At 52.4% G+C, this 12,244-nt stretch carries 12 protein-coding genes; 8 read left to right on the forward strand and 4 right to left on the reverse strand.

Annotated elements, in window-relative coordinates:
- Positions 1–153: 153 nt before the first annotated feature.
- The 4 genes from ACNAOV_RS00655 to ACNAOV_RS00670 all read left to right on the forward strand — a co-directional run bounded on the left by ACNAOV_RS00655 (position 154) and on the right by ACNAOV_RS00670 (position 3,228).
- Complete coding sequence (locus ACNAOV_RS00655; RefSeq protein ID WP_416517531.1) at positions 154–819, forward strand: NAD(P)H-binding protein; 666 nt, start codon at positions 154–156, stop codon at positions 817–819.
- Positions 820–1,011: 192 nt separating this feature from the next.
- Positions 1,012–1,764, forward strand: a complete 753-nt coding sequence (locus ACNAOV_RS00660) for a tyrosine-protein phosphatase (protein WP_416517532.1) — start codon at positions 1,012–1,014, stop codon at positions 1,762–1,764.
- A 67-nt stretch (positions 1,765–1,831) separates the two neighbouring features.
- The gene (locus ACNAOV_RS00665) at positions 1,832–2,770 is read left to right on the forward strand and encodes an aldo/keto reductase (RefSeq protein WP_416517533.1); all 939 of its coding nucleotides are present in this window, start codon (positions 1,832–1,834) and stop codon (positions 2,768–2,770) included.
- A gap of 206 nt (positions 2,771–2,976) precedes the next feature.
- On the forward strand, positions 2,977–3,228 hold the full coding sequence (locus ACNAOV_RS00670; protein ID WP_416517534.1) for a hypothetical protein: 252 nt from the start codon (positions 2,977–2,979) through the stop codon (positions 3,226–3,228).
- A 210-nt stretch (positions 3,229–3,438) separates the two neighbouring features.
- Here the strand turns inward: ACNAOV_RS00670 and ACNAOV_RS00675 are convergent, their stop codons facing one another.
- Complete coding sequence (locus ACNAOV_RS00675) at positions 3,439–4,257, reverse strand: nitroreductase family protein (RefSeq protein WP_416517535.1); 819 nt, start codon at positions 4,255–4,257, stop codon at positions 3,439–3,441.
- Positions 4,258–4,363: 106 nt separating this feature from the next.
- A complete protein-coding gene (locus ACNAOV_RS00680) occupies positions 4,364–4,699 on the reverse strand; it encodes a DUF4235 domain-containing protein (protein ID WP_416517536.1) in 336 nt (111 codons plus the stop codon).
- A gap of 70 nt (positions 4,700–4,769) precedes the next feature.
- On the opposite strand from ACNAOV_RS00680, the gene ACNAOV_RS00685 reads away from it, so the two are divergent.
- Positions 4,770–5,480: a histidine phosphatase family protein gene (locus ACNAOV_RS00685; protein WP_416517537.1), complete on the forward strand. Its 711-nt coding sequence runs from the start codon at positions 4,770–4,772 to the stop codon at positions 5,478–5,480.
- Positions 5,481–5,576: 96 nt separating this feature from the next.
- On the opposite strand, the gene ACNAOV_RS00690 is transcribed toward ACNAOV_RS00685, so the two are convergent.
- Both ACNAOV_RS00690 and ACNAOV_RS00695 read right to left on the reverse strand, forming a co-directional pair.
- Positions 5,577–6,617: a LacI family DNA-binding transcriptional regulator gene (locus tag ACNAOV_RS00690; protein WP_416518108.1), complete on the reverse strand. Its 1,041-nt coding sequence runs from the start codon at positions 6,615–6,617 to the stop codon at positions 5,577–5,579.
- A gap of 76 nt (positions 6,618–6,693) precedes the next feature.
- Positions 6,694–8,442 carry a glycoside hydrolase family 13 protein gene (locus ACNAOV_RS00695; RefSeq protein ID WP_416517538.1) on the reverse strand — a complete coding sequence of 583 codons (1,749 nt, stop codon included), beginning with the start codon at positions 8,440–8,442 and terminating at the stop codon, positions 6,694–6,696.
- A gap of 565 nt (positions 8,443–9,007) precedes the next feature.
- On the opposite strand from ACNAOV_RS00695, the gene ACNAOV_RS00700 reads away from it, so the two are divergent.
- The 3 genes from ACNAOV_RS00700 (at position 9,008) to ACNAOV_RS00710 (ending at position 12,231) form a co-directional block, all read left to right on the forward strand.
- Positions 9,008–10,372: an ABC transporter substrate-binding protein gene (locus ACNAOV_RS00700; protein WP_416517539.1), complete on the forward strand. Its 1,365-nt coding sequence runs from the start codon at positions 9,008–9,010 to the stop codon at positions 10,370–10,372.
- 168 nt (positions 10,373–10,540) lie between these two features.
- A complete protein-coding gene (locus tag ACNAOV_RS00705; RefSeq protein WP_416517540.1) occupies positions 10,541–11,395 on the forward strand; it encodes a carbohydrate ABC transporter permease in 855 nt (284 codons plus the stop codon).
- Positions 11,392–12,231, forward strand: a complete 840-nt coding sequence (locus tag ACNAOV_RS00710) for a carbohydrate ABC transporter permease (RefSeq protein ID WP_416517541.1) — start codon at positions 11,392–11,394, stop codon at positions 12,229–12,231. The genes ACNAOV_RS00705 and ACNAOV_RS00710 overlap by 4 nt, the downstream gene beginning before the upstream one ends.
- Positions 12,232–12,244 lie beyond the last annotated feature (13 nt).

A 12,244-nucleotide genomic window follows, 5' to 3' on the forward strand; every position in this document is an offset into this window, starting at 1 on the left:
GGCCACCTTCACATGAGCAGTCTTCGATTTGCTATTTGAACGTACCGATCCGGAAACTGTGGCTTGATTTTCCGCCTGTTGTTTATTGCATGGGACACCTAGAATGAAAAGCAGCCAAATCAGGTGTGCAAACACCGTATGCAAAGAAAGCGGATGAGCATGGGTAAAAGAATCATTCTTGTAGGAGCCACGGGCAGAGTGGGTGCATTGACCTGCGAGGACTTGGTCAAAGCCGGCCACGAAGTGATCGCCTGCGCAAGAGGGGCTTCGAAGATTCCCGCTAGCCAGCAGGTGGAGCCCATGACCCTGGATCTGCATGACCCGCTCTCCCAAGTAACCGAAGCATTCCGCAGGTCGCGCGCGGACGCGGTTGTCTTCACCGCAGGCTCACGCGGCAAGGACATCAACCAGATCGACGCATTGGGAGCCATGAAGACCATAGAGGCCGCCAAAACGGTCGGTATCACCAGGTACGTCATGCTGGGAGCCATGTATGCGGCGGATTGGTTGCGCTGGGAGCAACCACAGGTCAAACCTGCCATCGATGCCCTTGCCGACTATTACATGACCAAGAACATGGCCGACCAGTACCTGATCGGCTCCGGACTGGACTACACCATCATCGAGCCAGGCAGTCTGACCGAGCAGAAGGGCACAGGAGCCATCCAGGTGGAGCCCAACGGACCCGGACCCATACCTATCCCTGACGTGGCGCAATGCCTGGCCGACTGCGTCGACCTGCCGCAGACCAAAGGCAGGATTTACAACATCGTTGGGGGCGGCACACCCATCAGACAGGCCCTCACGGCAAAGCAGTAAGCAGTAATAGGACCGACCAATCTTTCAAAAAACGCATTCGACAGGAGACCATGGCGTGTCTACACAGCAGCGGTAATGATAGCTTGGTTGCATTGCTCGTTGCGGTTGATTGCGCGCTGGCGCTCCTAGGCCCCGTGATTTTATGAAGGCGGGGTTGACATGGGGACCGGACGAATCCTAAGGAGGTTGTTGATGAACATCACCAATTTTCGTGATCTGGGAGGTATACGGACCATTCACGGCCGCCGGGTCCGGATCCACAAGTTCATCCGGTCAGGACAGTTGGTCGGCCTGGACGAGGAGACCAGGAGGGATTTGGTCGACCGCTACCAGGTGACGCAGGTCGTGGACTTCCGTCGGCCCTTCGAGATACAGGAAAGCCCCGATGATCAGATTGACGGTGTGACCTTCACCAACATTGATCTGTTGGAGCAGAGTGGCACTAACAGTGCCAGCTTGGACGATTTCGCCTCGCTGGGTTCGTCGGATCAGGTCAACGGCCACATGCTGAATGTCTACCATGACCTGGTCATGAGTCCTGCGGCCCAGCAGGGGTATGGGAAGTTCCTGCGCATCGTTGTGGGCAATACCCAGGGGGCCACGCTCTTCCATTGCTTTGCCGGCAAGGACCGGACCGGGTTCGCCGCGGCCCTGGTGCTCTGGCTGCTGGAGGTGGACGACGACCAGATATTCGCCGACTATCTGAAGACCAACCAGGAAAGGATCGGCGCCAACAACGAGCTGCTGGACCAGTTCCGCGCCAAAGGCTTCGACCAGGATTCACTGGATGCACTGCAGATTGCGCTCTGCGTCAAGAAAGAATACCTGGCCCATGCCCAACAGACCATGCTCGAGACCTACGGTGATGTCTTCGCCTATGCCCAGCAGGCTCTAGGGTTCGGACCAGACCAGGTAGATGCCCTGCGCGACAACCTGCTGGAGTAAGTGCACAGGGCTGGAGCGGCTGGGACGGGTAGACTCGATTCTAGATGTCAATTGCGAGGAGGATATTGTGCGATACATGAATTTAGGACGGTCAGGATTCCGGGCCTCCCGTGTGGCCTTAGGAGTCATGCGCATCGATCAGAAGAGCCGCGAGGAAGCACGGACCATTGTGGAGACGGCCATGAATGCGGGCGTGGACTTCTTCGACACAGCAGACTGCTACCATGCTGGGGCCAGCAGCCGAGCCTTGGGACAGGCTCTGAAGGACCTGAGCGTAGACCGTGATAGCGTTGGCATCCAGACCAAGTTCGGCATTTTCCGCAACCCGGACAGCGACCAGATCACCCGCTACGACTTCTCCAAGGATCATCTGCTGAAGGCACTGGATGAGGAGCTGGTCAACCTGCAGACCGACCATGTCGACTTTGTGCTGCTGCATCGCCCCGACACCCTGGTCGACTTGGATGATCTGGCTGAGGCTTTCAATGAACTGCAGTCTAGCGGAAAGGTTCGGCACTTTGGTGTCAGCAACGTCAACCCCATGCAGGTGGAGCTGCTTCAGAGCGCAGTGAGCCAGCGGTTGGAGGTCAACCAGCTGCAGTTCGGCCTGGGACACACCGGCATGGTCGACCAGGAGATCCACGTCAATATGGGCGACGATCCCAGCCTGGACCATGATGGCGGTCTTCTGGCATATTCGCGGCTGAAGTCCATGACCATTCAGGCCTGGAGCCCCTTCCAGACCGGATATTTCGACGGGGTCTTCCTGGACAATCCCCGCTACCCCGAGCTCAATGCCGAGCTGGACAAACTGGCCAAGCAGCATGGAGTGACCAAGAGCGCAATCGCAGTGGCCTGGATTCTGCGGCACCCTGCAGGTATACAGGTGCTTCTGGGATCCATGAACCCTGAGCGCATCACCCAGATGGCCGCTGGGGCAGATGTAGATCTGACCGCCCAGGAATGGTACGACCTCTATCTGAGCGCCGGTCACGACCTGCCCTGATCCTCGCCGTATGGTCGCTCACGTCCATCCGATTTCGGCCCAGTTCTACTGTTTCAGGTTATGAAGGATTGCGCCCTGCCGTCTGATCTTGCATCGTCTGCGTATGCCACGCGGCAGGGCCTGCTTAGGCGGATAGTAGTTATCATGAGTGGCAAAAAATGCACAAAAGGATAGTCAGATCGGTTTCGAGGTAGTCGTACGCTGTCATGCATTATTTCACCCCACGACGTTGCGTTGCTACGTCCAAGATCATGTATCACGATCGGGCCAAAGCCCAGCAGGCCGCCGACCGTAGCATGGTCGAACGCGACATTCTTCTGTGGGTCTACCGTTGCGACTACTGCGGAAGCTGGCATCTGACAAGCCATGAGCCCGGCTCCTACCAGCGTATAAGGACTACCTCGCGAGCTTCGAAACCGCATAGTCGCAAACGCGGGTATAAGCCTCGTCACAGGTGAGGCAGTCATTGCCTCTGTAGCCCAGCGTTCTTGGTGATTACCAAGTTGATTCTGATTGATTCTGACGACCCCAGACAACAAGATTGGACTTCGCTGATCTTGCTGCCTGGGGTCGTCAGTCTATGTCTATTCGCCTAATGCTGGTGAACTAGGCTGTTGAACGTATCCAGCAACTCCTACGGTTTATCTGGCTGGCAGGAATTTCGTTGCCTAGCAGGCTGGATCGAAGCCCTGTCGGCGGATCGAATCCAGCATTGGTTCATGGCCGGAGGCAGGGTTGCGAACCTTGTCGGCCATCATGGCGCTGAATGAGCGGTGGGGATCGTCCAGGTGCCGGATGTCGCGATAGTAGCGGGTGACGGTCTGGTCGAAGTCGGCCAAGGCATCCTTCATGTCTCCATCATCTTCGACCCGATGATAGGTGTTGGTGAAGATTTGCGCCTGGCGAGGCATCCTGGGCTTGGGATCCGGATCCTGGGCCGGGTGGCCGATGGCAAGACCCAGAACAGGATAGACCAGTTTGGGCAGTTTGAGCAGATCAATCAATCTGTTTGTGTCATTGATAACGCTGCCCAGAATGACTCCGCCTAGGCCCAGGGCGTTGGCTGCGGTTTCCATGGCGTGTAGGGCCAGAACCGCATCGTTCTGCGATTGCAGGAAGACATAGCCGGAGTTGAGCAGGGTGGTATCCGGATCCACATCATCGGCGAATCGTCGGACCAGATCGGCATTGCGACGCTGATCCGCCAGGAAGATGTAGAGCAACGGGGCTTCGGCGACATAGCGCTGATGGGCCATGTCGGCGATGGCAAGTGCCTCATCATGGTCCGTCACTCTGATGGCCGACCATTCATGGAAGTACCGGCTGGTCGCTGCGTGCTGGGCCGCCTGCTCAAGCAGGGCGACGGTCTCTTCGTCAACGGGTTCTTCTGTGAATCCGCGGATGGAGCGTCGCTCTAGCAAGGTCCGTATGGTGGGATTGTCGGCCGGATTCGTGGTCGGGGTTTTCTGCGAGTTTGCTAAGGTCATTTTGACATTCTGACCGTCAATGCCTTCCAATGCAAGACCTTGTCGTCAAAATCACGCAATCAGCGTTATCTGGACCGGTCTGGTTATCAGTCAGCGTCCCTTGCTTTCAGCGCTGGTGACGGCGGTCGATCAGAGCCTGGGAACCCCGCTCGGACAGACCTGTGACCAAGGCGATAACGGCTGCCGACAGAACGCTGAAGAGAAGATCGTCAGTAGCGCTCTCCTGATCTTCTTCGGGGTTGTCAACGCCTCCGTTGCGCTTGCGGACCAGTCCGCTCCAGAAAGACTGGAAGAGTTTGCCTGCCAGCAGTGCCGCAATGCTGGGAAGTGCAAACTTGACCAGCTTGTCTGTCAGCGAGTCCGGATCCGATTCAATAGAGTTGCGCATGTCATTCACCTTGTCGTCCACCTGATGAAACATGCCGACCACTTGTTCGGCCATCCCGCCAGGTTCCCGTCCTGAGTCCGTCATAGGTCCATTATCCCACACGCATGGGGTTAAAATACCATGCATGGATACTGTGAAAAACGCGGCGGGCAATGATGCCTCGGCTGAGAGTGAGGGCTACGCCGTGCTGTTACGGCATGGTCAGACTATTTGGAGCAAGACAGGACAGTATACGGGACGCACTGATATTCCCTTGACTGACCAAGGATGTGAACAGGCCAGGGAGGCCGGTCAGAGGCTGGCCAAAGCCTTTCCCAAGGGGTTTGACGCTGGTTGTGTTTTTTCCAGTCCTCTACGACGTGCCAGGCAGACAGCCGAGCTGGCCGGCTTTCCTGATCCGACACCGATGGATGAGATTCTGGAGTGGGATTATGGCCCGGCCGAAGGGCATCGTCCTCAAGATGTGGTGGCTAGTCTCGGCCGCGACTGGAAATTGTGGGTCGACGGCCCGCAGGCCCTGGGCATCAATGAACTGACCGGTGACCGGGTGGTCGTTCTGCCTTCGGGCGATTGTGTTCCAGTGCACGTGACCCGCGGTGAAAGTCTGGATCAGGTGGCCGCTCGTGCGCGAGAGATAGTCAAATGGCTTGAACCCCAGGTATGGGCGGGGCGGCATGTGCTCCTGGTGGCACACGCTCATATTCTGCGCATCCTGACCACGCAGTGGTTGACCCTGGACCCAAGCAAGGCCCAGTTACTCAGGATGAATACGGCGCATTACGGTGTTCTTGGCATCTACCAGGGGGAACGCGTGCTCAGGCAGTGGAATGTGTGATTGAGATGAATATCGGATGGTCTTAGCGGGTTTGACGATTCTAATTGAGTCTGCACGGTATAACATAAATAAAATCAGGCAGAAATCTATAGCGCATTATGGTTGTTGTCCGGATGTGATGCTTTCGGCCCCATGCCTTGGACGGGATGTACTACTACGCAGAATTAGCTTGGCGGGTACTGTTTCGCAAGTGTTGGTTATTTTCTTGCCAGCGATTAGGTCCAAGGCTTTCCTGGCGGCGATCTTTCCAAGTTGTATGGGATCCTGATGGATTGTAGTCAGCCCGACTTCATGCGCGTACAGGCTGTCATCAAAACCTGTCACCGAGACTGTGGCTGGTACCTCAATGCCGCTCTTCTGCAATTCGAACATCAGAGGTACGGCTATGCCATCCTCTTGGCAGGCTATAGCAGTGGGAAGAGATGAAAGGCTGAATATTTGCGTTAAGGCATCATCTATCTGATCATGGCTGTCTGCGACCTTGATAATGGTGGGTTCTACTCCGTTTGCTCGGCAGGTATCGAGAAAGGCATTGACTCGCTTTTGCGCACTGAAATGGAGTACTGAAGCATACATCTCTGTAATTATAAAGGCAATATTTCGATGCCCCAAGGACATGAGATGTCGTGCCAGCAGCATGCCTCCTTGCACATCGTCAATATTGACCGCTGCGTCGAACAGCTCTGACAATGATGAATTGATGCCGATTAGAGGAACATCTGCCGAATGAAGTCGTTCAACTTCGTCCTTGTCTATGTCAAACGAAGTTACGATGACTGCATCAGCGTTGCGTCTGATAGGGAGATCGCGGAAGAATTCCTGTCGTTCTTGAAGGGTCAGAATCCGACGTATGGCAATGTCATAGCCAGCCGGGTTGAAGATTGTGTTCAACCCTTCCAGAATTGAAGAATTGAACCAGGATTGGATTGGGCTGCTGATTAGCAACGCGATACGCAACGACTGTCCTGATTTCAGTACAGTAGCTGATCTCATGATGGAGAAGTTCAATTGGCGTGCAGCTTCGAGCACTCGTGCTCTTGTCTTATCGGATACTAGTGAAGGGTTGTTGAAAGCCCGTGAGACTGTGGAAACCGATACATGTGCCGAGGCGGCAACATCCTGAATTGTCGCATTCACAAGGTTGCCGCCTTTCCATTGTCCCAGCGCTCGCAGGTCGACCTCTCCTTCAAATGCGGGAATCAGTTGTAGATGTTTACTCCAATAATATCCATGCAGTGGCATCTTGAGGAAGAAGGTTATCCGCGATTTTTACTGAAGCAAGAACTACGCTACCGGTAGGTAGGGGAATAGGGTGTTCGTTAAAATTGGTGATGATGGCTAGTTTACTATTCCCGCTGCTACAGGATCGGGTGTAGGCAATTACCTTCGGGTCGTCATAGTCCGTCAGCCAGCTCAAAGATGTATCGGGTATCTCTGTCAACAATCGTGCACGTTCAGATATGGCCTGCCTGTAGAGATTCAACATGGAGGATGGATCCGACTCTTCGCGATTAACGCAGAAGCTTGCGAACCACAAGGGCTGTGGCAGGTGCGGCCTTACGAATTGACTGGATTTGCGCGTGGAGAACCCAAAGGTTCCGTTCTGTCCGAATTTATGATTCCATTCTGCTGGCTCGGGGGAGTCATGGTCATCCCAAGGCAGGGGGACACGGCAACCGTCACGGCCTTTTTCTTTCAAGGCCCCTTTGGAACGTACGGCTGTCGGATCCTCTAGGCGCTCCCAAGGGATGTCAGCCACCTCAAAGAGACCCAATTCCTCCCCCTGATAAATATATACAGACCCGGGCAAGCCCATTTCAAGCAGGATAGCGGCCCTGGCCCTTTGTGTACCTAGTACACGGTTTTCTTCATAGGACTCGCCATTTCGCAGCACCCAGTCCTTAGCTAATTGATGCTGTGTTCGGGAGTGAATCTGAGGCAACGCATAACGGCTGGCATGCCGGACCAGATCATGGTTGCTCATCACCCATGTGGCAGTTGAGTGGGAACGTTCGGCTGTTTGCAGACCGTCCTCAATCGCATCTCGCATTTCTGAAGAATCCCAATTGGCCTTGGCAAATTCGAAATTGAATACTTGTCCCAATTCATTCTTGGAGGCGTAACGGTATTGGTGATCCGGCTCGACCCAAGCTTCTCCAACGGCAAAACGAGCCGGAGTATATTCGTCAAATACCTTTCTCCATTCACGATAGATGTCATGAACTTCTGGACGGTCCCAGAGAGGATTGCTCCCATCCGGATTATCTTTGTTTTGCAGAGTCCATTGGTTCAACTCCTCCAGAGGCCTGTTTAACACGTCCTTGGCCAGCCCATGTGCGACATCGATACGGAACCCGTCGGTTCCATGATCGGACCAGAAGCGTAGCGTGTGCTTGAAGTCTTCACGGACATCCGTATTCTTCCAGTTTAGGTCGGGCTGTTCGGAAGCGAATATATGTAGATACCATTGGCCGTCTTCTACTCGCTTCCATGCAGAGCCGCCGAATTCGGATATCCAGTCAGTGGGAGGAATGGAGCCGTCAGGCCCTCTACCGTCACGGAATATATACCGGTTACGGGCCTCAGACCCTTTTGGCGAGGCAAGGGCATCCTGAAACCATGGGTGACGATCCGATGTATGGTTGGGGACGATGTCAACAATGACTTTGATTCCGTGTGAGTGAGCCGTTGCTGTCATAGTGTCGAAATCCGCCATAGTCCCTAGGCGCGGGTCGACGTTGCGATAGTCGATGACATCATAGCCACCGTCAACCAGTTCAGAAGGATAGAAGGGCGAAAGCCAGATGGCATCAACTCCTAGGTAATCCAGATAACTTATTTCGCTGGTAATTCCAGCGATGTCTCCAATCCCGTCTTGGTTCGAGTCCCTGAAGCTACGTGGATAAATTTGGTAGACGACCGCTTGTTTCCACCAGTCGTCCCGTTTCTGCATCTGCTGCATAATGCTCCTCCTGTGACATTGTGCTGCGGCGACAGGTAAGTGGCCCCACCGATATGCCTAATTGCTCATGCCGGCTGCACTGCCAACCTGTACGATTATTGGATGGATATCTCTATCGGATCGCTCGAAAAGACAGCCGATCCGTACTGCTTCTATTTGCCGCCTATGGCCTCCTCTTTCTGCAGGTGGTATATAGATAACCTATACTACAGAGATGACAACGATTGCAATTGAGAGTCGTGGTGACTTATTTTTGCCGTGGAATTGATGTAAAGTAGCAGGCCCGTTATGGGACACTAATTACCGAAGTCTTCAGGATAATAAAGGGTTCTCGGATATGAAAGTAGCTTCGAATTATTGCCATAGAGAGCAATAAGCTAGAGACGCGTCTGAACTTAATGCATACGTTGTTTCTATTTTAGATGAGAGAAGATTGTTGTAATATCAGCTAAGTAAGAAGTCTTTTGTTGTTGAGACATGGATAATTTCGTTCATATTTGACAACGGTTGCAATAGATGCCATACTGCAAGTGTCCATGAGAATTCGCAAAGGAGCGTGAGCAATATGCGCAGCGGTATCGTGAAAAGTATGACCGTCATGACCACGGTAGCCATGCTGGCCGTAGGTTTGGCGGGCTGTGGTGGCGGTTCGTCTGCTTCCAGTTCCGATAAGGGAAGAGTTTATTTTCTTAATCACAAATCTGAAGTTGCCGATCAGTACCATCAGCTGGCAAAGGATTTCACAAAGAAGACCGGTATCAAGGTTGATATCGTCACGGCAGCGACCAACACACTGGATCAGACCACACAGTCGGAATTAGCCAAGAAGGATGCGCCGACCATTCTGAGCATCGGCATGGATAACTTCCCGAAATTTAAGAAGTATCTGCTGCCTATTCAGGATACTGACGTCTATAAGCTTCTGGACAAGAACGGCACGGAGTATTCCATGAAGGACGGCAACGATTCCTTCACTTTCCCCTTCGCAGCCGAATATTACGGCATCATCTACAACAAAAAGATCATTAACGAATACGGGACCAAACCCTACGCCGTGGTTAAAAGTGTCGACGATATCAAAGATTACTCGACATTAAAGAAAGTGATCACCTCAATTCAGGAGCACAAAGACGATCTGGGCCTGCAAGGTGCAGTGACTACGCCGTCGGTAGACGCTTCCGATGAGCACAGGTTCGTATCCCACATGTCACGTATACCGCTTTATTACGAATATCAGGACTCCAATACCACCTTCAAACCTGAATTGAAGGGCACTTATTTGAAGAACTACAAGGATCTTTTTGATCTTGAAGTTGCCAGCAGTCCGTCGAATCCAAAGACAGCCAGCAATAAGACCTATGACGATTGTGTCGCTGAATTTTCCCAGGGACAGGTTGCTTTCTTCCCTGAAGGGGTCTGGGCCTACCCATTGATTCGTAATAACAAGGTAGCGGATGAGGATATGGGTATGCTCCCTTATTGGATGGGTATTCCTGGCGAAGAAAAAATGGGACCTGCATCTGTTTATGATGCTTCATGGGCTATTAACAAAAAAACCAGCAAGGCCAATCAGGAAGCATCCTTGAAGTTCATCAAGTGGATGGTCACTTCCGAAGAGGGCAAGGAAACTCTTTCTCATAAGATGAGTTTCTCCGTGCCTTTCTCGGCATTCAGCGACAAATACCAGCCCAACAATGTCCTGACCTTATCCGCGCGGGCCTATGAGAAGCAAGGCAAGCCACTGGTTCGCAGTTTCAATCTTCCCAGCACTCAGTGGGGCGACAACCTGGCTAACGCACTCTTGGAGTATACCCAAGGCACCAAGGACTGGAACAATGTCGAGCGCAGCTACATTGATGGTTGGCAGAAAGACTGGAAGCTGGTCAAGCAAACAACCGGTGCCTTGCCGACTGCCACGAAACTCCACTAATCGATCGCAGACGAAAGCGGTCGTCTGAAAACAGCATCGCACGACGGGGGGCAGACCCCCGATGCGTGGAAAACGCATGAATCTGCCCCCACCTCGGCGTGAGAGATGTCTCAAAAGTTGCCCCGGGCAAAGTGGGCGACCGTTACATGTCAGAAAGTCAGCAACATAATGATATCGATGATAGGCAAATCCATACGTAAATGGTGGATGTTGTTCTCCTTACCGACCTTGGTAGCTTTTATGGTGGGGTTTGTGGTACCGTTCATACTTGGTATCTACTTAAGCTTTACAAACTTCACTACTATTACCGATGCTGAATGGATCGGTGTTGGCAATTATTCAGGTGTCTTTAGTGACCCTGAATTCATACATTCCTTGGTGCTTACAGTTCTATTTACAGTGATAACCACCGTCATCATCAATGCTGTCGGGTTCATGATCGCCTATATGCTGACCAAGAAAATCAGTGGATCAACATTGTTCCGCAGTATCTTTTTTATGCCTAATCTGATTGGCGGTATCATTCTGGGATACATCTGGCAGTTGCTGCTCAATGGTGTGCTGTCGTTCTGGAACCGTTCTATTACCTTCTCGGCGACTTACGGATTCTGGGGTCTGGTGATACTTACCTGCTGGCAACAAATCGGCTACATGATGATTATCTATATCGCTGGGCTGCAGGCTTTGCCCGGGGATGTCATCGAAGCGGCACAGGTGGATGGTGCCAGCCAAGGTCAAACCTTGCGACGTGTGATTTTGCCTCTGATGATGCCGAGCATCACTGTGTGCACATTCTTGACCATAACCAACGGATTCAAGACATTTGACCAGAACCTTGCATTGACCAACGGTGCTCCATCCAATAATTCGGAGCTGATCACGCTCAATATCTATCGAACTTTCTACGGAACCGCTGGCATGGAAGGTGTTGGGCAGGCTAAGGCTGTCATATTCTTCGTCATTGTGGCGATAGTGGCGATTGCTCAGAATCGCCTTTCTGCGAGGAAAGAGGTGGCATTGTGAGCAAAAGCACCTTGCGTCACGGCCGTTTGTGGACCGTGTTCTTTTCGCTGGTCTCGTTACTGTGGATTTATCCGTTGATCCTGGTGATCATCAACTCCTTTAAGAAAAAGGCATATATTTCCACAGAAACTTTCAGCTTGCCTAATGCAGAAAGTTATGCAGGGCTGGAAAACTATCGACGCGGCATTGAGCGTACGAATCTTTTGGTCAGCTTCGGGTGGACCATTATTCTGACCGTGGGAAGCGTTTTGTTGGTCCTGCTATGCACATCTATGTGCGCTTGGTGGATAGTCCGCGTTAACAACAAATTCGCAAAGCTCATCTATGTGCTGTTCCTGTTCAATATGATTGTGCCTTTTCAGATGATCATGTTCCCATTGTCCAAAATCACCGACATGCTCGGATTAAACACCCCTTGGGGTCTGTGGGTAATCTATTTGGGCTTCGGCGCTGGTCTTGCAGTTTTCATCTTTACAGGAGCTGTGAAATCGTTGCCGATGGAAGTCGAGGAATCGGCCATGATTGATGGGGCGTCGGTTCCGCAGACTTTCTTCAGAATCATCCTGCCTATGATGAAGCCAACAGTGATGAGTGTGGCCATTCTTGAAACTATGTGGATATGGAATGACTTCTTGCTGCCATATCTCACCTTGGATATCAGAAAATACAAAACTATATCGATAGCAGTGCAATATCTGAAAGGCGGCTATGGCGCTGTTGATCTGGGCGCCATGATGGGCTGCCTGGTCTTGGCCATCATACCGGTCGTCGTATTTTATGTGCTGTGCCAGCGATACATCGTTGAGGGCATCACTACTGGAGCTGTAAAGGGGTGAGCTGTGGGTGAAG

It is taken from the genome of Bifidobacterium asteroides, from assembly GCF_048001765.1.
In the GTDB taxonomy this organism is placed as follows: domain Bacteria; phylum Actinomycetota; class Actinomycetes; order Actinomycetales; family Bifidobacteriaceae; genus Bombiscardovia; species Bombiscardovia asteroides_K.

Coding starts and splice junctions, on each gene's coding strand:
- ACNAOV_RS00700 (WP_416517539.1), top strand. CDS start 9,008: ATGCGCAGCGGTATCGTGAAAAGTATGACCGTCATGACCACGGTAGCC.
- ACNAOV_RS00670 (WP_416517534.1), top strand. CDS start 2,977: ATGCATTATTTCACCCCACGACGTTGCGTTGCTACGTCCAAGATCATG.
- ACNAOV_RS00660 (WP_416517532.1), top strand. CDS start 1,012: ATGAACATCACCAATTTTCGTGATCTGGGAGGTATACGGACCATTCAC.
- ACNAOV_RS00655 (WP_416517531.1), top strand. CDS start 154: ATGAGCATGGGTAAAAGAATCATTCTTGTAGGAGCCACGGGCAGAGTG.
- ACNAOV_RS00680 (WP_416517536.1), bottom strand. CDS start 4,699: ATGGCCGAACAAGTGGTCGGCATGTTTCATCAGGTGGACGACAAGGTG.
- ACNAOV_RS00685 (WP_416517537.1), top strand. CDS start 4,770: ATGGATACTGTGAAAAACGCGGCGGGCAATGATGCCTCGGCTGAGAGT.
- ACNAOV_RS00705 (WP_416517540.1), top strand. CDS start 10,541: ATGATATCGATGATAGGCAAATCCATACGTAAATGGTGGATGTTGTTC.
- ACNAOV_RS00695 (WP_416517538.1), bottom strand. CDS start 8,442: ATGCAGCAGATGCAGAAACGGGACGACTGGTGGAAACAAGCGGTCGTC.
- ACNAOV_RS00675 (WP_416517535.1), bottom strand. CDS start 4,257: ATGACCTTAGCAAACTCGCAGAAAACCCCGACCACGAATCCGGCCGAC.